Annotated in this window: 28 protein-coding genes; 18 read left to right on the forward strand and 10 right to left on the reverse strand. The window is 66.7% G+C overall.

Features of this window, described 5'->3' with window-relative positions:
• Positions 1-288 precede the first annotated feature (288 nt).
• Positions 289-552: an SDR family NAD(P)-dependent oxidoreductase gene (locus ACWCO2_RS00770; protein WP_450125582.1), complete on the reverse strand. Its 264-nt coding sequence runs from the start codon at positions 550-552 to the stop codon at positions 289-291.
• Between the two features lie 310 nt (positions 553-862).
• The gene (locus tag ACWCO2_RS00775; RefSeq protein WP_450125583.1) at positions 863-2,419 is read right to left on the reverse strand and encodes an N-acyl-D-amino-acid deacylase family protein; all 1,557 of its coding nucleotides are present in this window, start codon (positions 2,417-2,419) and stop codon (positions 863-865) included.
• An 82-nt stretch (positions 2,420-2,501) separates the two neighbouring features.
• On the opposite strand from ACWCO2_RS00775, the gene ACWCO2_RS00780 reads away from it, so the two are divergent.
• Positions 2,502-3,551, forward strand: a complete 1,050-nt coding sequence (locus tag ACWCO2_RS00780) for a lipoate--protein ligase family protein (RefSeq protein ID WP_450125584.1) — start codon at positions 2,502-2,504, stop codon at positions 3,549-3,551.
• Positions 3,552-3,554: 3 nt separating this feature from the next.
• On the opposite strand, the gene ACWCO2_RS00785 is transcribed toward ACWCO2_RS00780, so the two are convergent.
• From ACWCO2_RS00785 to ACWCO2_RS00795, 3 genes are all read right to left on the reverse strand, one after another.
• Entirely contained in the window at positions 3,555-3,773 is a 219-nt protein-coding gene (locus tag ACWCO2_RS00785) for a DUF5703 family protein (RefSeq protein ID WP_450125585.1), read from the reverse strand.
• Positions 3,770-4,750, reverse strand: a complete 981-nt coding sequence (locus tag ACWCO2_RS00790; protein WP_450125586.1) for a YncE family protein — start codon at positions 4,748-4,750, stop codon at positions 3,770-3,772. Before ACWCO2_RS00790 ends, ACWCO2_RS00785 begins: the two co-directional genes overlap by 4 nt.
• A 92-nt stretch (positions 4,751-4,842) precedes the next feature.
• A complete protein-coding gene (locus ACWCO2_RS00795; protein WP_450125587.1) occupies positions 4,843-5,808 on the reverse strand; it encodes an aldo/keto reductase in 966 nt (321 codons plus the stop codon).
• Positions 5,809-6,037: 229 nt separating this feature from the next.
• Here ACWCO2_RS00795 and ACWCO2_RS00800 point away from each other — a divergent pair, with 229 nt between their 5' ends.
• The gene (locus tag ACWCO2_RS00800; RefSeq protein WP_450125588.1) at positions 6,038-6,868 is read left to right on the forward strand and encodes an undecaprenyl-diphosphate phosphatase; all 831 of its coding nucleotides are present in this window, start codon (positions 6,038-6,040) and stop codon (positions 6,866-6,868) included.
• Positions 6,869-6,947: 79 nt separating this feature from the next.
• Positions 6,948-7,625, forward strand: a complete 678-nt coding sequence (locus ACWCO2_RS00805) for a histidine phosphatase family protein (protein ID WP_450125589.1) — start codon at positions 6,948-6,950, stop codon at positions 7,623-7,625.
• A gap of 65 nt (positions 7,626-7,690) precedes the next feature.
• Here ACWCO2_RS00805 and ACWCO2_RS00810 read toward each other — a convergent pair whose 3' ends face one another.
• The gene (locus ACWCO2_RS00810; RefSeq protein ID WP_450125590.1) at positions 7,691-8,677 is read right to left on the reverse strand and encodes a hypothetical protein; all 987 of its coding nucleotides are present in this window, start codon (positions 8,675-8,677) and stop codon (positions 7,691-7,693) included.
• Positions 8,671-8,832: a hypothetical protein gene (locus ACWCO2_RS00815; RefSeq protein ID WP_450125591.1), complete on the reverse strand. Its 162-nt coding sequence runs from the start codon at positions 8,830-8,832 to the stop codon at positions 8,671-8,673. Before ACWCO2_RS00815 ends, ACWCO2_RS00810 begins: the two co-directional genes overlap by 7 nt.
• On the opposite strand from ACWCO2_RS00815, the gene ACWCO2_RS00820 reads away from it, so the two are divergent.
• The gene (locus ACWCO2_RS00820; RefSeq protein WP_450125592.1) at positions 8,822-9,232 is read left to right on the forward strand and encodes a hypothetical protein; all 411 of its coding nucleotides are present in this window, start codon (positions 8,822-8,824) and stop codon (positions 9,230-9,232) included. The genes ACWCO2_RS00815 and ACWCO2_RS00820 overlap by 11 nt on opposite strands.
• A gap of 302 nt (positions 9,233-9,534) precedes the next feature.
• Here ACWCO2_RS00820 and ACWCO2_RS00825 read toward each other — a convergent pair whose 3' ends face one another.
• Positions 9,535-9,666, reverse strand: a complete 132-nt coding sequence (locus tag ACWCO2_RS00825) for a hypothetical protein (RefSeq protein ID WP_450125593.1) — start codon at positions 9,664-9,666, stop codon at positions 9,535-9,537.
• Positions 9,667-9,772: 106 nt separating this feature from the next.
• On the opposite strand from ACWCO2_RS00825, the gene ACWCO2_RS00830 reads away from it, so the two are divergent.
• The gene (locus tag ACWCO2_RS00830; protein ID WP_450125594.1) at positions 9,773-10,168 is read left to right on the forward strand and encodes a hypothetical protein; all 396 of its coding nucleotides are present in this window, start codon (positions 9,773-9,775) and stop codon (positions 10,166-10,168) included.
• Between the two features lie 93 nt (positions 10,169-10,261).
• On the opposite strand, the gene ACWCO2_RS00835 is transcribed toward ACWCO2_RS00830, so the two are convergent.
• Positions 10,262-10,537 (reverse strand): helix-turn-helix domain-containing protein, encoded by a 276-nt coding sequence (locus ACWCO2_RS00835; RefSeq protein WP_450125595.1) that lies wholly within the window; start codon positions 10,535-10,537, stop codon positions 10,262-10,264.
• 213 nt (positions 10,538-10,750) lie between these two features.
• On the opposite strand from ACWCO2_RS00835, the gene ACWCO2_RS00840 reads away from it, so the two are divergent.
• Positions 10,751-11,863 carry a tyrosine-type recombinase/integrase gene (locus ACWCO2_RS00840; protein ID WP_450125596.1) on the forward strand — a complete coding sequence of 371 codons (1,113 nt, stop codon included), beginning with the start codon at positions 10,751-10,753 and terminating at the stop codon, positions 11,861-11,863.
• Between the two features lie 303 nt (positions 11,864-12,166).
• A complete protein-coding gene (locus ACWCO2_RS00845; RefSeq protein WP_450125597.1) occupies positions 12,167-12,442 on the forward strand; it encodes a hypothetical protein in 276 nt (91 codons plus the stop codon).
• On the opposite strand, the gene ACWCO2_RS00850 is transcribed toward ACWCO2_RS00845, so the two are convergent.
• Positions 12,439-12,942 carry a helix-turn-helix domain-containing protein gene (locus tag ACWCO2_RS00850; RefSeq protein ID WP_450125598.1) on the reverse strand — a complete coding sequence of 168 codons (504 nt, stop codon included), beginning with the start codon at positions 12,940-12,942 and terminating at the stop codon, positions 12,439-12,441. The two genes, ACWCO2_RS00845 and ACWCO2_RS00850, sit on opposite strands and share 4 nt — an antisense overlap.
• A gap of 143 nt (positions 12,943-13,085) precedes the next feature.
• Here ACWCO2_RS00850 and ACWCO2_RS00855 point away from each other — a divergent pair, with 143 nt between their 5' ends.
• The 11 genes from ACWCO2_RS00855 to ACWCO2_RS00905 all read left to right on the forward strand — a co-directional run bounded on the left by ACWCO2_RS00855 (position 13,086) and on the right by ACWCO2_RS00905 (position 18,835).
• Entirely contained in the window at positions 13,086-13,346 is a 261-nt protein-coding gene (locus ACWCO2_RS00855) for a helix-turn-helix domain-containing protein (RefSeq protein ID WP_450125599.1), read from the forward strand.
• Positions 13,343-13,570: a hypothetical protein gene (locus ACWCO2_RS00860; protein WP_450125600.1), complete on the forward strand. Its 228-nt coding sequence runs from the start codon at positions 13,343-13,345 to the stop codon at positions 13,568-13,570. The genes ACWCO2_RS00855 and ACWCO2_RS00860 overlap by 4 nt, the downstream gene beginning before the upstream one ends.
• Positions 13,567-13,824, forward strand: a complete 258-nt coding sequence (locus tag ACWCO2_RS00865; RefSeq protein ID WP_450125601.1) for a hypothetical protein — start codon at positions 13,567-13,569, stop codon at positions 13,822-13,824. The genes ACWCO2_RS00860 and ACWCO2_RS00865 overlap by 4 nt, the downstream gene beginning before the upstream one ends.
• Positions 13,821-14,045 (forward strand): hypothetical protein, encoded by a 225-nt coding sequence (locus tag ACWCO2_RS00870; protein WP_450125602.1) that lies wholly within the window; start codon positions 13,821-13,823, stop codon positions 14,043-14,045. Before ACWCO2_RS00865 ends, ACWCO2_RS00870 begins: the two co-directional genes overlap by 4 nt.
• Complete coding sequence (locus ACWCO2_RS00875; protein ID WP_450125603.1) at positions 14,042-14,806, forward strand: hypothetical protein; 765 nt, start codon at positions 14,042-14,044, stop codon at positions 14,804-14,806. Before ACWCO2_RS00870 ends, ACWCO2_RS00875 begins: the two co-directional genes overlap by 4 nt.
• A complete protein-coding gene (locus ACWCO2_RS00880; protein ID WP_450125604.1) occupies positions 14,803-15,558 on the forward strand; it encodes a hypothetical protein in 756 nt (251 codons plus the stop codon). Before ACWCO2_RS00875 ends, ACWCO2_RS00880 begins: the two co-directional genes overlap by 4 nt.
• A 105-nt stretch (positions 15,559-15,663) precedes the next feature.
• Entirely contained in the window at positions 15,664-15,999 is a 336-nt protein-coding gene (locus ACWCO2_RS00885; protein ID WP_450125605.1) for a hypothetical protein, read from the forward strand.
• Position 16,000: 1 nt separating this feature from the next.
• Positions 16,001-16,381, forward strand: a complete 381-nt coding sequence (locus ACWCO2_RS00890; protein ID WP_450125606.1) for a hypothetical protein — start codon at positions 16,001-16,003, stop codon at positions 16,379-16,381.
• Positions 16,378-16,749, forward strand: coding sequence for a hypothetical protein (locus ACWCO2_RS00895; protein ID WP_450125607.1), 372 nt, complete (start codon positions 16,378-16,380; stop codon positions 16,747-16,749). The genes ACWCO2_RS00890 and ACWCO2_RS00895 overlap by 4 nt, the downstream gene beginning before the upstream one ends.
• Entirely contained in the window at positions 16,746-18,461 is a 1,716-nt protein-coding gene (locus tag ACWCO2_RS00900; RefSeq protein ID WP_450125608.1) for a DNA cytosine methyltransferase, read from the forward strand. Before ACWCO2_RS00895 ends, ACWCO2_RS00900 begins: the two co-directional genes overlap by 4 nt.
• Positions 18,458-18,835 (forward strand): hypothetical protein, encoded by a 378-nt coding sequence (locus ACWCO2_RS00905; protein ID WP_450125609.1) that lies wholly within the window; start codon positions 18,458-18,460, stop codon positions 18,833-18,835. Before ACWCO2_RS00900 ends, ACWCO2_RS00905 begins: the two co-directional genes overlap by 4 nt.
• Positions 18,836-19,100: the final 265 nt, after the last annotated feature.

Genomic DNA, 19,100 nt, shown 5'->3' on the forward strand with positions numbered 1-19,100 from the left:
AGCGCGTCGTTGAAATCCTGGGTCAGCGGCACCGCGTCGGCCACGGGGTAGGGCTGGCTGGACGCCGGGCGGGTTAAGGCTGAGCACCGCCATGTCCTGCCCGAGCGGGTCCATCTCCCGCAGTCGGGCATCGAGATCGGTGAGCCGGGCGCGAGAGTCGGGAGGGCTTTCCCCCCGTGCGCTTCAAAGGCACTCGGTCTTGTCGCCCGGCACAAAGTCCAGGCCGTGCGCGACGGGCAGGAACGCTTCGGTGGCCATGTGCTCCTCGACCGCGATGACCCTCATGTCCTACGTCACCGCCATCGCGATCCCGGTGACGTAGGACGCGGTGTCCGAGCAGCTCCAGACCGCCGCCGCCTCCTCCGGCATGGCCAGCCGGCCGAGCGGCGTGATCGCCGACTGCCGCGCGATCATGTCGGTGCCGGCCGCCACCTCCTCGAACCTGGGAGTGAGGATCGGGCCGGGGCACACGGCGTTGACCCCGATGCCGTCCGGCGCGTAGTCGACCGCGGCGACCTTGGTGAGCCCGACGATGCCGTGCTTGGCGGCCATGTAGGCGGGGGCGGCCGGAATCGCGTACAGGCCGCCGTGGACGCGATGTTGACGATCGCACCGCCTCCACGGCCCGCAGCGCGGGCAGCGTGCTGCGCACCGCGCTGCGGCGACGGGCGAACGGGAAGTCCGTCGAGCAGATCCAGCCCGACCTGATCATCCCCACCGGCAGGGACCATGGGCAGACCCTGCCCTCCGAGGGCCGTTGATCAGCAATAATATTGCTATTAATGATTTCAGTGTTGATAAAAATTAATGCTGACGCTCAAAGTCGTCACAGCACAACTCCAAAAGATCGCCTCGACGGCGATCAGGTTCGCGGGGTGAGGCGGATTCCGCTGCGGGAGCCGAGGTACTGGCCGTCGGCGACGACGGTGCGGCCGCTCTGGCTGACCCACGGGATGCCGGCGGGTTGCTGCATCGGGTCTTGGTAGTCGCCGCGGTCGTGGACGGTCCGCGGGTCGAAGGCGACAAGGTCGGCGATCTTGCCGGGGGCGATCAGGCCGCGGTCGGGGATGCCGAAGATCTGCGCGGGCAGCCAGGTCATCCGGTGCACGGCTTCGGGGAGGGTGAGCACGGCGCGTTCGCGGGTGTAGCGGCCGAGGACGCGGGGGAAGGTGCCGGTCAGGCGCGGGTGGGGTTTGCCGCCGGTGCCGGGTGGCAGGCCGTCGGAACCGATCGCGGTGCGCGGGTCTGCCAGGGCGAGTTCGAGGTCGTCCTCGTGCATGCTGAAGTGGATCATCGCGACGCGCAGGCGTTCGCCGACCAGGACGTCGATGAGTGCGTCGACCGGTTCGACGCCGTTGGTGTCAGCGATTTCGGCGAGGGTGCGGCCTTCGTGGCGGTGGCTGGCGGTGGTGGCGATGAGGATGCGGTCCCAGTGGGTGCTGTTGGTAACCGCGGTGGCGAGTTCGTCGCGGCTGGTGGGGTTGGTCAGGCGGGTGAGGATGTCGTCGGCGCTGCCGACGAGGTAGTGGGCGGGCAGCACGGCGGTGAGCATCGTGGAGGACGCGGTGTAGGGGTAGATGTCCTGGTGGACGTGCTGGCCGTGGTGTCGGGCGTTGTTGAGCCGGTCGAGGGCGGCCTGCATCGTGCCCCAGTTGCGGGGGCCGGTGACCTTGAGGTGGGAGATGTGGGTTCGTCCGGCGATGGCTCCGATGCGCAGGGCTTCGTCGATGGAGTCGACCAGGGCGTCGCCTTCGTTGCGCATGTGCGTGACGTAGTGGCCGTTGCCGCCGAGGACGGTGGCGAGGTCGGTGAGTTCGTCGGTGGTGGCGAAGACGGCGGGTGGGTAGATCAGGCCGCTGGAGAGGCCGAAGGCGCCGGCGGTCATGCCTTCTTCGAGGGCGGTGCGCATGGTGCGGCGGGCGTCGTCGTCGGGGGCTGCGTCTGTCATGCCGGTGGCAGCGATGCGGAGGGTGCCATGGCCGATGAGGGGGCAGTAGTTGGTGACGTAGCCGGCGGCGTCGGTGGTGGTGAACAGGTCGTGGAAGCCGGTCCAGGTCAGGTCCAGGGGTGGGAACAGGCGTTGTAGGAAGGTGGCGAGGGTGTCGTGGTGGGTGTGGCTGCGCGGGGCGAGGCTGAAGCCGCAGTTGCCGACGATTTCGGTGGTGATGCCTTGGTGGATCTTGGTGGTGTCGTCGGTGGGGAGCAGGGGTGCGTTGTCGGCGTGGGAGTGGACGTCGATGAAGCCGGGGGCCAGTACTAGGCCGGTGAGGTCGCGTCGGGGCGTGTCGGGTGGGAAGGTGCCGGGTGCTTCGACGGCGGCGATGCGGTCGTCGTGGAGGAGGACGTCGGCGGGGCGCAGCGGGGTGCCGGTGCCGTCGGCGAGTTGGGCGCCGGTAAGCAGCAGTTCGGTGCGGGTCACGTGGTGGCCTCCGGGTGCGGTGGAATATTCGGGTTCGTGCGATGTTGTCCGGTGTAGTTGTCGATGTTCAGGGGTGTTCGTGGTGCACGGTGAGTACAAGGTTCCTGGTGGGAAGTTGGTCGTGGTCGATCTCGATGTGGTGGATGGCCGGTTGTCCGGGGTGCGGTTGAGCGGTGATTTCTTTTTGGAGCCGGATGAGGCGTTGGAGGCGATCAACGGTGCGTTGACGGGTGCGCCGGTGGATGCCGATGGGGAGGAGCTGGCGCGTCGGGTCCGCAGTGGACTGCCGGAGGGGGCGCGGTTGGGGGGTTTTGACGCGGATGCGGTGGCGGTGGCGGTGCGGCGGGCGTTGTCGCGGGCGTCGGACTGGTCTGATCACGAGTGGTGTTTGGTGCACGACGGGCCGCAGACGCCGTTGATGCACATGGCGTTGGACCAGGTGTTGGCGGAGGAGGTGGGTGCGGGGCGTCGGGCGCCGACGTTGCGGTTCTGGGAGTGGGCGGCGCCGTCGGTGATCATCGGGAGTTTCCAGTCGGTGCGCAACGAGGTGGATCTGGAGGGGGCGCAGCGGCACGGGATCGAGGTGGTGCGGCGGATCACCGGTGGTGGGGCGATGTTCGTGGAGCCGGGGAACACGGTGACGTATTCGCTTTACGTTCCGGCGTCGTTGGTGGCGGGGATGAGTTTCGGGGAGTCGTATGCGTTCTTGGACGACTGGGTGTTGGGTGTGTTGCGGGAGTTGGGGTTGAACGTCTGGTATCAGCCGTTGAACGACATCGCTTCGGATGCGGGCAAGATCGGTGGTGCGGCGCAGAAGCGGTTGGCGTCGGGTGCGGTGCTGCACCACGTGACGATGTCCTACAGCATCGATGCAGACAAGATGGGTGAGGTGCTGCGGGTCGGCAAGGAGAAGTTGTCCGACAAGGGTGTGGCGAGCGCGAAGAAGCGGGTGGATCCGTTGCGGCGGCAGACGGGGTTGGCTCGCGAGGTCGTGATCGATCGGTTGATTGAGGGTTTTCGGGATCGGTTCGGGTTGGTGGATGGTCCGGTGACCGATGCCGAGCGCGTGCGGGCGCAGGAGTTGATCGAGTCGAAGTTCGCGACTCGGGAGTGGTTGTTGCGGGTCCCGTGATGCTCAGGTGAGGAGTTCGGGGACGCCTGGTGTTGATCTTTTGCGGCGGAGCCAGATCTTGCGGGTTCCGTCGGCGTAGAGCAGGACGCGGGAGAGTTCCCAGCCGGAGAACTCGGCGTGGATGCTCAGTTGCATCGCTGCGCTCCAGCGGGTGACTCCTGGGGGGAGGCGCAGCGGTCGGTACTCCCAGTCGGGGTCGTTCCCTTCGGGGGATGGGGTCATGGCTTCACCACCTGGTATCCGGCGCCGTTGGCGGAGGCGACGTAGATCGTTCCGGTGTTCGGGTCGACTGCGACGCTGTTGGGTTGGGTGATGGTGGGCAGCCGGTGGCGTTCGGTGGGTTCGCCGCCGGCGATGTCGTAGCCGACGAGTTCGTTGGTCGCGGTCAGTGTGACCCAGGCTAGGTCGCGGGTGGGGTCGTAGGCGAGACCGTAGGGGGAGCCGGGGACGGGGTAGCGCTGTTTCATCACCAGGGGGTCGGTGCTGAAGGCGAGGAGTTCTTGGCCTCGGGTGTCGATGGTGATGATGCGTCCGTAGCGGTCGCCGATGGCGTTGGTGGCGCCTTGTCCGGCGCGCAGACCTGCGCCTTTTTCGCCGTTGGTGGGGTTGATGGGGGTGATGGCGGTGGTGAGGCGGTCGAGGACGTAGACGTTGTCCGGGGTGGGCAGCAGCTGTGCTGGGCCGGAGAGGTTGTCGGCGGTGGCGGCGGGTTTGCCGTTGTGCAAGATCGTCACGGTGGCGGGGTTGCGCAGGGCGACGGCGGTGCGTTCGGCGTCGAGGTCGATCGCGTAGACCGGGCCGCCGGAGACGGCGGTGCTTCGGGTTTGGGCGGTGCGCAGGTCGACGTGGGTGATCTGGTCGCTGTCGGGCAGCGCGGCGAGGACCTGGCCGTTCTGGGTGTGCAGACCCGCCGGCGGGCTGACCAGGGTGGCTTTCTGCTCGGCTCCGGTGCTGGTGTTGATCAGGGTGAGCGTGGGGCCGCTGGCCAGGACGAGGGTGCTGGTCTCCGGGTCGAAGGCGCTGAGTTGCACCGGTGGCGCGGGGCGGACCTCACCTGTTGGCGGGACTGTTGCGGCCGGTGAGGTGGCGGGCGTCGCTGCGGTCAGGGTGTTGGTGACCTGGAGGGGGTCACTGGGCCTGTCGGTCCCGCAGCTGGTGAGCAGGGTGGCGATCAGGCACGTGATGACCAGACGGCGCAACGAGGCCCTCCTAGGAAGTGCTGGCCCGCGGATGGAGTGCGGGGTGGTTCGTCTCCAGCATCCCTGATGGGCTGTTGGCCGGTGTGGTGTGGTCAGGGTTGGGTGGTGGGTTGGTCGGGGGCGCTGATGTCGTCGAGTGCGGCGCGGATGGCCGGGGGCAGGGTGAGTTCGTCGGAGCCGAGGGCGGTTTTGAGCTGTCCGGTGGTGCGGGTGCCCACGACGGGGGCGGTGACGCCGGGGCGGTCGCGGACCCAGGCGAGTGCGACGTGGGCGGGTGGGGTTCCGAGTCCTTCGGCGGCGGTGAGCACGGCGTGCACGATGCGGGCGGCGCGTTCGGTGCGGTGGTGTTCGACGTAGCTGGCCAGGGGGCCGGCGCCGCGGGAGTCGGCGGGGGTGGAGTTGCGGTATTTGCCGGTGAGCACGCCGCGACCCAGCGGTGCCCAGGCGAGCAGGCCGAGGCCGTGGTGTGCGGCGGCGGGTATGACTTCGCGTTCGGCGCTGCGGTCGAGCAGGGAGTGCTCGTGCTGGGTGGAGATCAGCGGGGTGCGGGTGGGGTGGGCGCGTTGGTGAGTGGCTGCGGTGGCCAGTTGCCATCCGGCGTAGTTGGCGATGCCGGCGTAGCGGATGCGTCCGGTGGTGGTGGCGGTGTCGATGGCGGCGAGGGTTTCCTCGAGTGGGACGGCGGGGTCCCAGGCGTGGAGTTGCCAGAGGTCGATGTGGTCGGTTTGCAGGCGGCGCAGTGAGTCGTCGAGGGCGGCGAGCAGGGAGCCGCGGGAGGCGCCGCCGCCGAAGGGGCCGGGTTTGCGGCGGGCGGCGGCGGTGGTGGCCAGGACGAGTTCGTCGCGGGGGATGTGGTGGGTGAGCAGGTTGCCGAGGATTTGTTCGGCTTGGCCGTTCTGGTAGACGTCGGCGGTGTCGATGAGGGTGCCGCCGGCGTCGTGGAAGGTCGACAGCTGTTCGGCGGCGCCGTCGGCGTCGGTGTCGAGTCCCCAGGTCATGGTGCCGAGGGCGAGGCGGGAGACGCGGAGGCCGCTGCGGCCGAGCTGTCGGTGTTCCACGGTGGGGAGGGTATTCGGTGCGGGGGGTTGTGTTGGTGAGGTTGGGACGGCGGGTCTGAACGCTGGTGTTCTGGATCACAGGGTGGGTTGGTGGTTGTTTGCCGGGTGTTTGCCCGGGGTGTGTGTGGCGGGGGTGGGGGATGCTGCAAGATTTGGGTCGGTCTTCTCGGCTGCCCCGCGTTCGGGGTTGGTGCTGGTTTTTGTCTCGACTTTTCTGGAGTGGGTTTCGTTGTCGTGGTTGCAGGCCATGGTGCTGGCCGTGGTCCAGGGGCTGACCGAGTTTCTGCCGGTTTCATCGTCGGGACATTTGCGGATCGTGTCGGAGTTGTTCTTCGGTGATGACGCGGGTGCGTCGTTCACCGCGGTGACGCAGATCGGTACTGAGTTGGCGGTGGTGATCTACTTCGCCAAGGACATCGCCCGGCTGGTGGCGGTGTGGTTCCGCGGGCTGTTCAACGCCGAGGTGCGGAGGACGCAGGACTACCGGTTGTCGTGGTACGTGATCGTGGGCAGCATTCCGATCGGGGTGCTGGGGGTGTTGTTCCAGGACTACATCCGTTCGTCGCTGCGCAGTTTGTGGGTCACCGGTGCGATGTTGATCGTGTTCGGTGTGCTGCTGGGGTTGGCCGAGCGGTTCGGGCAGCAGCGCCGCAACCAGGAGCAGCTCAAGCTCAGTGATGGTGTGGTGATGGGTTTTGCCCAGTCGCTGGCGTTGATTCCCGGTGTGTCGCGGTCGGGTGGCACGATCACGGCGGGTCTGTCGTTGGGGTTGGATCGGCCGACGGCGGTGCGGTTCTCGTTCCTGCTGGCGATTCCGGCGGTGTTCGCCGCGGGTTTGTCGGAGATTCCGCACGTGTTCGAGCCCAGCGCGCACGGTCTGCAGCCTTCGGGGGCGCAGATGATCGTGGCGACGTTGGTGGCTGGCGTGGTCGGGTACGCGGTGATCGCGTGGCTGCTGCGGTTCGTTGAGCGCCACAGCGTGTACTTGTTCGTGTGGTACCGGATCGCGTTGGGTCTGCTGGTGTTCGCGCTGCTGGGCTTCGGTGTCATGCAGCCGTGAGCTGGGGTTTCGTCGGAACGCGGTCCGTGCCCGGTGGGTGCGGGCCGCGTTTTTCGCGGGTGGCCTACCCTCGGCGGACGTGGCGACTCTCATCTTGTTGCGGCATGCGCGTTCGGCGGCCAACGGTTCGGGGATTCTGGCGGGCCGGGCGGCCGGTGTGGGGTTGGACGAGTTCGGGACGGGTCAGGCCGCGGGTCTGGTGGGCCGGTTGGCCGGTGTTCCGCTGCGCGAGGTGGTGGTTTCGCCGATGCAGCGGTGCCAGGACACGGTGGCGGGTCTGGTGGCCGAGCGGGGCGTGTCGCCGGTGGTGGAGCCGGATCTGGCCGAGGTCGATTATGGCGAGTGGACCGGCCGCAAGATCAGCGAGTTGACGCAGGAACCGCTGTGGAAGGTGGTGCAGCAGCACCCTTCGGCGGCGGTGTTCCCGGCTGGTGAGGGTTTGGCGCAGGTGCAGGCCCGGGCGGTGGCCGCGGTGCGGGAGTGGGACCGCAAGTTGGGGGCCGACGAGGTGTGGTTGGCCTGCACCCATGGCGATGTGATCAAAGCGGTGCTGGCCGATGCGCTGGGCATGCACCTGGACGCCTTCCAGCGCCTCGTGGTGGATCCGTGCTCGGTCAGCGTCGTGCGCTACACCGAGACCCGGCCGTTCGTGTTGAAGGTCAACGACACCGGTGGTGACGTGTCGGCGTTGTTGCCGCCGAAGGAGTCCGGCGGATCGGATGCCGTGGTGGGCGGCTCGACCGGCACCTCAGCATGATGAAAGAGGGGCGTGAGCGCCTCCCATGCTCACGCCCCTCTTTCATGCCGCCCTCCCAGGGGGTTTCAGGCGCACAGGTGTACGATGCGGCAGCGCGTGTCGGCGGGCAGGATGCGTTGCGTGCCGCCGACGAAGCGGATGAGGACCTTCTCGTTGGTGTTCGGCGTGACCTGCTCGACGATCCCAACTGGCCCGATCGGCCCGTAGATGCGGATCGGATCCCCCGGCAGCAGACCGTCGGCGCGGACGCGTTCGCGGTTGATCGCTGGAGACGCCGGACGCAGCCATCGAATGGCGACGAACCACCCCGTCCACGTCACTGCCGGCAGCACGGCCGGTAGCCACGTGGCGAGATCGGTGAGCGCGAATCCGGGGGCGGCGCCGGCCAGCGCGGCCCACCAGCCGGAGCTGACGCGCAAGTGGCCCAGCTGCAGCCAGCCGGTGGTGCGGATGGTGCCGTCAGGTCGCTGGCCTCGGCTGCGCGGCGCGAGTTCCTGGGGGAAGTCGAACTCGTCGGTTTCCTCGCGGGTGCTCTCCGACGTCGTTTTGCCCAGTGGCTCGCGCACCGCTTCGGCACGGACGGCAGCGATCTCCATCGTCACCTCGACCGGAGCAGGGGCAGGAGCCTGGAGCGGAACCGGAGCAGGGGCAGGAGCCTGGAGCGGAACCGGAGCAGGGGCAGGAGCCTGGAGCGGAACCGGAGCAGGGGCGGGTGCGGGAACGGGGTCAGGAATCGGGTCTGAGGTTGACTTCGGAGGCTCAGCCGGGACGGAAGCAGCGCCCGAGCGCGGAGCGGGGGCGGGGTCCGGCGAGGTCTGCAAGGGGGTGTCGAACCGCGCGGTGCCGGGGTTGAGCAACGCGTGCAGCATCGACACCTCGTTGTCCCGGCGCTGCCCGCAGACCGGGCAGCTCAGCGCAACACCTGTCGGGGACTGCTCGTCGGGGGCGGTGATCAGCGGACCGTGCCCGTTGGGGCATTGCGGTGCGTGGGGCCCGTTTTCGAGGATGTGCAGCGCGCTGATGTGCGTGCGGTCGGTATCGGAGTTCACCATTGTGAGGTCCACCTCAGCTTGCCATCGGCGGCACGTTCGCAGCGGGCGGCCGCGCCGCTGGGGGTGCGGGCGAAGTCGCCTTCTTCGGAGCAGTGCTCGTTCTCGGTGACCACCAGCACCGAGTCTTCGTCGGGGTCGCTGGGCGTGGTGGTCACCGGTGGCGGGGTGTGGTGCTGCTCGTGGTCGGGACGGGGGTGGGGGCGCGGCGGCGGGGACGGGGAGGGACTCGGCCGCTGCGTGCTGGTCGTGGTGCTGCTCGTGATCGGGGTCGGCGTGCGGCTGGTGGTCTTCGGGGACGGGGTCGGTTCTGCGCTGCTGGTCGTGGTCGGAGCCGCGGTCGTGCTCGGAACGACAGGAGGTTCGGGCGCGGGCGGTGGGGGAGCAGCCGGTGGCGGGGAGTCGGCGAGTTCGGAACTCGCGGTCATCGGCAGCGCGCTCAGGGCGCTAGTGGCGGTCACGGCGACCAGCGCGGCGGCAGGCAACAGCCTGACGGCCAAGGGGCTGCGCCACCACCAGCGGCGCAGCAGGGCGGGGTGTTCGGCTGGCAACGAGTGACTCCTGTTCGCGTTGATGCCGTGTTTCCCCGACCGGCGTGCCGAATAGTAGCGAATGCATCACGAATCCGTATCCGGAACGCAAACATCAACCCCGGCGCTCGCCCCGTTTCCCGTGGGCACATCGATGCGAACACCCGAATGTGATCTGCGCCTCGACCGGCGGAAAACGACCGCCGTGCACTGAAAACACATGACCGGACACGAACTGTCACCGCATTAATCGTCTCTTGTAGACAGTCCACAAGAGATTGTGATTTCACCCGTCCTTAAGGGCGCGTTATGCCGCGAGTCGTCAAACGATCAGTTGACCTTCCGCACCGACGTCGTGTCGACGCCAGCGGTGTTTCCGTCCGAGTCCTGATCTGCGCGGTCGCCGTCGCCAGCATCTACGCCGCCCAGATCGGAACCGGCCTCGGCGTGCCGCAGGCCCACCTGGGCTGGACCGCACGCCGCCGGACAACTCGGCTACCTGGATCGCACTCGCCGCACTCCTGGTGATCCTGGCCTGTCTCGTCCTGACCATGCTGCCGCCCGACACGTGCTGACCTCGCTGGCCGGACTGTTCGCCGGGCGCCTGTTCCTCTCGCGCGGGCTGATCGCGTTCTTCCTGTTCGCCTCATTCGGCACGCTGTGGAGCGGCCTGACGCTGCCACTCGCTGCCGCACTGTGGCACCTGAGCGCGGCGCCGATCGGCCTGTTCGGCATTGCCAGGCCTCGCCGGTGCGCTCGGCGCCGCCCGGGCAGGACGCTGGGCCGATTCAGGACTGGCCAGCGCCGTCACAGGGGGGGAGCGCTCGCACTCCTGGCCGTCTCCTGGCTGGCCATCGGGCACACATCGTGGTCGCTGTGGCCGGCCGTGATCGGCGTGCGGCTCCGCCCTCGGAGCCACCGCCACGACCACCGCGTTCGCCGCCGCCGGATGGACCGGCTCTAGCATCCTCGGCGGCTTCTCCGCTGCCTGCGCCTTCGCCGTCTGGGCAGCAAGCCGCCGCGTGGTGATCACCGCGAAGAAGCCGCAGCTGACCGGCTAGGCGGGGATGCGCTGCTCGGGTGGCCTCTGCTCGGCCAAGATCGTGCGGCGCAGCTCGTCGAGGCGCAGACCCACCGCGTCAGCCACCGCCGCGACGGTGAAGAACGCCGGGGTCGGGATCCGGCCCTTCTCGATCTTGCGCAACGTCTCGGTGGAAATGCCCGCCGCCGCGGCGATCTCGACCATGCTGCGCTCGCCGCGCGCATCCCGCAGGGCCTGGCCCAGCAGCTCGCCCCGGCGCAGCTCGTGCTCGGTGAGCGGTTCACGCACCATGACCGTGATACTAATATCGGTATAGTTCATTTTCAGCACGTCCCCCCAGGTCAGACCGCCTTTGCGCAGGTCAAGGGGGGTGAAATCCGCGAGAAACCCACCGGAAATGCTGGAGTGGACATGGCTCGACCGCCCCTGCCGATCGGCTCTCACGGCACCATCCGAGTTACCCGACAGTCTGCCGAAGGTGAGAAGCCTGAGCGGTGGAAAGCAGTGACTCGCTACCGCGACCGCGACGGGCGAACGCGACCCGTCGAGCGCTGGGGATCTACCGAGGCCAAGGCGCGCAACGCTCTCCGCGAAGCGCTCGCAGACCGGAGCTCCCCGGAAGGGGCGGAGGAGATCACCCTCACCACACGTTTCGAAGTCGCAGCGAACATGTGGCTGGATAACCGTGGTGAGGACGAACTCAGCGAGTCCTCCCGCAGGCTCTACAAGTGGATCGTCAAGGACTACCTCGTCAAGGACCTCGGCGGGCTCCAGCTCCGCGAGTGCACCGCGGGGCGCCTCAACGATCTCTTCCTCGACCTCAAGAAAAAGAAGCTCGCGGCTTCGACGCGGCGAATGGTCCGCAGCGCACTCAACGGCACAATGCGTCTTGCCGTCCTCCACGAAGCCCTTGACCACAACCCGGTCAAGGACCTGCCGCCGATCAGCGATGGCCGCAACAGCCGCAAGGGGCCGGATGCGCTCAACCCGACGGAGGTTGCCGAGCTGCTCGCTGCTGCAGACACCAGCAACTCCGCTAAGCGGGGCCGCCTTCCTGAGCTGATCCGGTTCATGTTGTGGACCGGGTGCCGAATCGGGGAGGCGCTGGCCGTGCGCTGGCGCGAAGTCAACTTCGGCAACGAGCCTGTGCTGATTGATGACGCGCTGATCCAGCCGGCGCACGTGTCGATCTCCGGCACGATCATTCACCGCAAGGGTGTCGGCGCGGTTCGGGTGCCCTGCAAAACAGAGAGCTCACATCGAGTCTTGGCGCTGCCTGAGTCGCTGCTGATGACCTTGGCCCTGATGCGGGGCGACAGCCCCGATACAGAGCCGCTGTTCCCGAGCCCTCGGACTCTTGGCTATCGCCAGCCGAGTCGCGCATGCAACCAGCTCGCCGAGTTGGTCGCGGACATGGGGTCGACGATCACGAGCCACAAGTTGCGCCGAACTGCAGCGACCGCGTTGCGGGATGCGAATTTGTCGGATGACGAGATTGCCGCACACCTGGGGCATACGGATATCTCGACGACGCGTCGGCATTACATCGAGCGTCGGACGAGTCCTGCTGCGGCGGCAGCGTTGCAGGCCGCATACGAGCAGCCGCCGAACGTGTGACATGTAGGGGTGCGCGTGTGCATCTGCTTGCGTTGAGGCCAACCGAAGGGTTGCATGGAACGCATGTTCGATTTTCGCCCGTTCGCGTCTTCTGAATCCGCCACACGGGTTGACATCACGGCTGGCGTTCGATGTCTGCACTCCATCCGTGTGGATGCAGACCGGTCCATTCGAGGGACGGATCAGTCAAGCAGGGTTCAGCACATCAGACGAGGGGACTCGCGAACTACGCTCGATTGTCCGACTGCAACGACTTCCCCGAGCGGCCGTTGCACATCTCCTACCACTGCAGCAGGGGGACGCGTGAGCTTGGATCAGTTGCGGGAGATCATGACGGATCCCGCCATGCTGATGGAGTATGCGGTGCGGGCCTACGCGGATGCCAACGGCGTTGATCCCTCCTCGATCCGCGGCGCCGTCGTCACCTTCACGGCGCCCGATCGTGAATTTCCCGAACTGATGCACAATTACATGATCACCCCAGTGGAGTCCGCTCCTCCGGAGCGGCTTCGGACACTGCGGGAGGCGGTCGCCCAGGTCGAAGAGGAGATCCGCACCTACGACGAGCAGATGTACTAACTGTCAGCCGACGTGCCGTCTCGTTCGTAGGTCGGCTCGTCGGCAACCGGCATCTCAATGCGCTCTTCGAGATCGGGATCCGTGGATTCGGCCGAGTGCAGGGTGGGGCCGGGGGAGTAGGTCATGGCCTGCATGACCCGAAAGACTGCGTCTCGCTGCTCTGGTGTGATCTGCCGCCAGAGCTCCTCCATTTGCTGAGTGAGTGCGTCGTCCGCGTCAGCTCGCGAGGGTCGACCGCGGGGGATGCCTGGATCATTGGCCAGGCCGGCGAGATTGAGTGCGTCATCAACATCCCACCCGAGTGCTTGCGCGACTCGCGACACAGTCGTTGAGGTGGGCCGGACGGGGACGTCTTCTCGGTTGACTCGCTGGATTCCGGTTTCTAGCTGCCGGATTCGCCCCTCGGAGATGCCAGACTTTTCGGCCAAGCCTCGTTTGGAGAGCTTAGCGATGGTCCGACGCCGTTCGAGCTCGCGTCCGAATTCCCAGTCGTCGCGCACGGCGTCAGTGTTACACATGCTCGACGATGTTAATGCAACCATACGTCGCACTGTCGCAGCTGCGCCGCGTGTGAAGAGCGCGAGGATAAGTGCCATGCTCGACTATGCTTGACGTTTCGCACTTGTTCGCATAAGCTGGCGCCATGCTCAAATACCCTCACGGGTGGCTGGAGCTGCAGGTCATTCGGTCCAAGGACGGCCTGTCTCTCCAAGCGCTTGCCCGTCTCGCGAACGTCTCTGCCGGTCACCTTTCTGATCTGGAGCAGGGCAATCGTCAGCCTACCGCTCCGCTGATCAAGCGCATCGCTCTCGCGCTCAACGTCCCTGTGTCGGTTCTGGAACCCAGCCCGCGGGACGAAGACGAGATTGCCTGCCGGGTCGATGTGGTTCGTGATGCCGCATGAGCGCCGTCATCACGAACCCCGACGACATCCAGCCCTACGCGGTCAACGTCGCCGTGGCAACGAAGATGCTGGGCCTGGCAAACGAATGGGCAACCCGACGCCTCATCAAGGCGGGGAAGATCCGCGTTCGGTCGACCGGTCGCCAGTACATCATCCCGATCAAGGCGATCGAGGAGTTCTTGGCTGGCGATGACGGTCCGATGCGGCACCCGGAGTCAGCATGAACCCGCAGGTCGTCATCACCTACCACGAGACCACGGATGTTTCGTCGGACTGCGAGAACTGCGGCGCCGAATACGCGGGCGTGAACGCCTTCTACTGGGGTCTGCGGTCGGAGCCGGACGGCATGGTCGAGGTCTGTGACGACGGGGCGTGTCTGCGGTTCGCGTACCGCGAGGCTGCCGAGAACGCCCCGGTAGACCAGATGGTTCGCCGCGAGATCTCTGTCTATCCCATCGCCCTGGAGGCAGCAGCATGAGCACCCCGCTCAGCAAGGAACAGCTCTCTGCTTTGCAGATGATCGTGAATGACCTGCGTACCGAGGCGGTGTTCATCGCCCCTGTCGAGCTGGCCGACCCCGCGGAGATCAGCAATCGAGACCGCGTCAAGGCGGAGGCTCTCAACGAGTACGCGGACAAGCTCGAAGGCCACATCAAGAAGTGGCGGTACGAGGCTCGGCAGGGTGGTGCTGCGGCATGACGCTCCAGCGCATCGACAACGGCAAAGGCCACTGGTACAAGCTCGACGGCCAGAAAGCCGACGGAGTCACCAAGCTCATCGGCGACGGAGTCCCCAAGCCCGCACTCATCAACTGGGCCGCCAACACCACCGCCGAATACGCCATCGACAACTGGGCCGACCTCGGAGAGATGGCGACCTCTGAGCGACTGTCGAAGCTCAAGGGCGCACGGTTCGCGGTCCTGGACAAGGCAGCGCGGCGGGGAACCGAGGTTCACAAGCTCGCCGAGAAGCTGATCCACGGCGACGAGGTCGAAGTCCCCGAAGAACTGGCAGGGCACGTCGATTCGTACGTCATGTTCCTCGATACCTGGCAGCCAACCCCGGTCCTTGTCGAAGCGCAAGTGGCTTCACGCCAGTGGAACTACTGCGGAACCGTCGACATGGTCATCGACTTGCCCGACGGTCGACGCATGATCGCCGACATCAAGACCTCCCGATCTGGGATCTTCGGCGAAACCGTGCTCCAACTCGCCGCCTACAGGTACGCCGAGTTCTACCTCGACACGGACAAGAACGAGCAGCCGATGGCCGACCTGGGCATCGTCGGCGCCCTCGCCATCTGGGTCCGCTCGGACGGATACGACGTCTACGAGCTGCCCGCCGACGAATACCAGCACAACCGTTTCCTGCACGCCGCCACCGTCGCCCGTTGGTCGAGGACCAGCCGCGATCTCATCGGTCCCGCTGTGCAGCCCACTTCTCAGGAGCGTGCCGCATGACCGAGCTCGACACCCGCCCCGACAACACCGTCGCCGAACGTCAGCCGTATGGGGAACTCACCAAGCTCGGGAAGTGGGCAATGGACGCGCAGCAGGCGAATGTGGTCGCGCAGTCTCTGGCTCGCACGAAGTTCGTTCCCGAGGCGATGCAGGGCAAGCCGGCTGAGATCACCGCCGCGATCCTCACCGGCCAGGAGATTGGTTTGGAACCGATGTCTGCGCTGCGGTCGTTGGACATCATTCAGGGCACGCCTGCGATGCGAGCCCACGCCCTGCGCGGTCTGGTGCAGTCCCGCGGGCATGAGGTGTGGATCGAAGAATCCAGCGACACCCGCGTGGTAGCGAAGGGTCGTCGGAACGGCTCGGACGTGATTCAGACGGTGACGTGGGACATCGACCGCGCCAAGAAAATGGGTCTCACGGGGAAGCCGAACTGGCAGAAGATGCCGCAGCACATGCTGATCGCCCGTGCGACCGCCGAGGTGTGCCGTCTGATTGCCTCGGATGTTCTGTTGGGCATGCCGTACGCGACGGAAGAGCTGGACGACGAGGTCCTGGCGGACGAGTCGACCGCTGTTCGTCCAGTTAAGGGTCCGCGCCGCACTGCGCAGCGGAGGCCTTTGACAACAGCTCCCGTGCACGAGCCCGCTGTTGAGGCATCGGGTGCCCAGGACGCGACGGAGGAGCCCGAGACGGATGCTCCCGCAGCTCGTGACTCCGATGACCCTTCTTTTGATCTGCACGTCGCGTGATCTCTGGGTGACGCCGCACCCGTAATTCGGCGAGCACAAACACAATTCACCGCGAATCAACGGATTCGTGGGCTGACCCAACACGTCCAAAACAGGGTGAGTTGCATGACGTCGATCACCGATTCATCACCTGCAAGTTCCTGCTCTCGCCGCACCGAGTGGGCCAGCAAGTGGCCACTCACCGCCTCGACGACACCCCATGTCGCGCGCACCGGCGCCCGCCGGCCGCGTTCCACCGACAACTGGTTCGACGAGATCGCAGTGGAGCGGGCGCTGCGGCAGCGGGAGCCGGTCGGTCGGCCGCTGACGTGGGCGGAGAAGAAGGCCGTGGCGGTCCGACTTCTCACCGACGGAGCCAGCGCCAACGAGATCGCCCGCCGAACCCGGTCCAACGGCACCACCCTGCACCGCCTTCTCGCGGACATCGAGAGGACTCACTGACATGACCGTGCCGTACCCGCTCCGCGATCCGGGACCGTGGTGGAACGTCTTCGAACGCGACTCGGTTCGTCCCGACACCTTCTATTCGATCGACCACATCCCGTTTCGCCGCAGCGAGAAGGAATCACAGGACGACCTAGCAGCTTGGGGCAACGAAGTCCCACACGCGCTGCTTGGGGTGAGCGAGTTCGATGTCCTGTGGCACGCCCGATGCGTTGTCTGCGGCACTCCGATGGATGACGAGGACTACCTGTACGTCGAGTGGGACGAGGTCGCTCACCTAGCGGCCAACGAGAAGTCGGAGTGGGTGGCGGACCTCGAGAAGCGGCTGATCTGGTGCGCCGGCTGCCACCACCAGAACACCCACGGGGGTGGAGCATGAGCAACCGAGCGCCCCTTTCTCCTGCCGAGGCGGCAGCCGTCCTTTGGCAGATCGAGCAGGACATCGACACCGAAACCCAGGATCTCGTCCGTCTTCGCGGCGAGTACGCCGAGCTGCTGAAGGCCCACCGTCTCGACTTCGCGAAGGAATTCCTCGGCACCCAGGGCTCGATGGACTTCCGTCGGCGCCGCGCTGAAGAGCTGACCATCGAGTCCTGGTTTGCCGTGCAGGCTCACGAGCAGCTCATTGAGGCCAGCAAAGACAAGTTGAAGGCTCTGCGGGACCGGTCCGAGATCGGACGGGCCATCAACTCCAACCTCAAGGAAGAGATGCGGTTCACCGCAAGCGCGCAGGGGTGGTCAGCATGAACACCGCAATAAGCCGTACTGCCACGCACCGGCCGGCCACTCGACGCCGCCGATTCCGCCACGACGACCTGGTCGCGGTCGACCTGTTCTCGGGGTTCGGTGGCCTCACCCAGGGAATTAAGGAAGCTGGGTTCGCCACCATCATGGCGGCGAACCACAACGAGTACAAAGTCTCGATCCACGAGGCCAACCACCCGGAGGCCGAGCACTGGATCGCTGATCTCGTGGACCCCGAAGCGGCCGACTACCACAGCGCCCGGGATCTGCCCGCCGCCGATTTGCTCGTGGCCGGCGTGTCCTGTGTGAACCACTCGCAGGCCAACACGCAGAAAGCCTACGCGCAGGGATTGAGCCTGTTCGACTTGGACGACCCGGATTTCGAGTCGCGAGTCACCCGCTCCGAGCGGGACCGGGCGACCGCGAACTGCGTGTTGCATTACGCCGAGCGCAACCACCCTCGGATGATCCTGGTGGAGTGCACGACCGAGCTCACTTCGTGGGGCCCGGCGCTTCCGGGACGCCCGAAGGTCGGGGACGGCAGTACGTATCGGTGGTGGCTCAAGCAGTTCGACCTGCTCGGCTACAAGCACAAGGTGCTGTACCTCAACAGCCAGTTCTTCGGCGTCCCGCAGAGCAGGGACCGGCTCTATATCGCGTTCTGGGACCGCACCCTGCCGGACCCGGACCTGGAGCATCGGCCAGCAACCTGGTGTGGGCGCTGTGAGCAGACGGTGGAGGCGGTGTGGTCGTGGCGCACCGGAATCCCGGCGACCGGCAGCGTTCGCTATGGGAAGCAGTACGACTACCGGTGCCCACGCTGCCGCTCCGAGATCGTGCCGCCGATGACCCCGTCGCTGCTAGCGCTTGACCTGTCCAACCCGGGCACCCGCATCGGCGACCGCCCGAAGCCCCTCGCCCCGACGACGATGGCCCGCGCCGAGCGCTGCCGCCAGAAGTTCGCGCAATTCCCCGCGCTGCTGATGCCGGCGAAGTCCACGCACGGCACCGAGCGGCACCCGCTGCAGCCGTTGTCGACGCAGACCTCTCAGCAGGAGACCGCGCTGCTGGCAACCGGCTCGGTGTTCGCGGCGCACCGACACAACGGCGACGGCAAGAACATCACCCAGCCGATGGACACAGTCACCTCGACCCACGAGCTGGCCGTGATGTTGGCCGCGGTGAACAACTACCAGGGCGTGCCGCGAGGAATGAACGAGGCACTACCGACGCAGGGCGGTTCGGAAACCCTGAGCCTGATGACCGCTGGTGTCCTGCCGTACCGGCAGAACACGATCCCCGCGGTCCACGGCGAGCCGATGCCCACCGTGACCTCCGACCAGATCCCGTCGCTGTTGACTGCGCACACCCAGGCGTCCGTGCCCCACAACAACGCCGGCACCACCGAGATCGGGCAGGGCCAGCTGTTCACCGGCTGGCACCAGCAGGACAACGGCATGTTGGTCGCTGAGTGGTCCCAGGCGCTGGCCGAGGTTCCGCTGGAGGACTGCCACTTCCGCATGCTCGGGCCGCACGAGGTCGGCGTCGGCTGTGGCTTCAACGTCGACTTCGGCGCCCGGAAGGGCGACTTCATCGTGTGGGGCAGCGCCCGCAACCAGGTCGACGGGTTCGGCAACGCCGTGAGCCCAGCCGTAGGCACCTGGATCGGATCGCGGCTGCGGGCCGCGTTCCACGCTCAGGAGGCTGCCGCGTGAGTAAGGCGCCCACCGCCCGTTCCCGGACCGTCATCAAGCACCGCGCCGAACGCCTTGGCTTGCCGCTGTGCGAGCGCTGCGGGTGCGCCCTCGGCACCAACGTGCACCACCGGCGGCCCCGCGGCGCGGGCGGCAGCAAGGATCTGGCGACGAACCTGCCGTCGAACTTGTTGCTGTTGTGCGGATCCGGCACCACAGGCTGCCACGGGTGGATCGAATCTCACCGGTCCATCGCCTACAGAAATGGCTGGCTGCTGCACTCCTGGCAGACCCCGATCGAAACGCCGGTGCGGATCCATGACCACGGCCTGGTGCTGCTTGATGACATCGGTGGCATGACGCCAGCACTGATCGAGTTGGACGGTGCGGCATGACCGCGGACGTCTTACCCATCAACGTCCCGTCGCGCGCCGAGCTGTGGCGCCGACTGCAGTTGGCGCGGTCCCTGCTTTCACATCGTGCCAGCACCGCTGAGACCGGACTCCTCCTGCGCGTGCTCGACGGGGAGTCCATCGAAGACCTGAATCACTCAGAGCACGCGCGACGCGCTTGACGATGCTGCATGACCGGGCTTGAACCGTTGTCGCGGGAAGACAACACGACAACGGTTCAAGCCCGAGCGCGATCACGCAAGCCTGT

The organism is Saccharopolyspora sp. NPDC002376 (assembly GCF_053593195.1).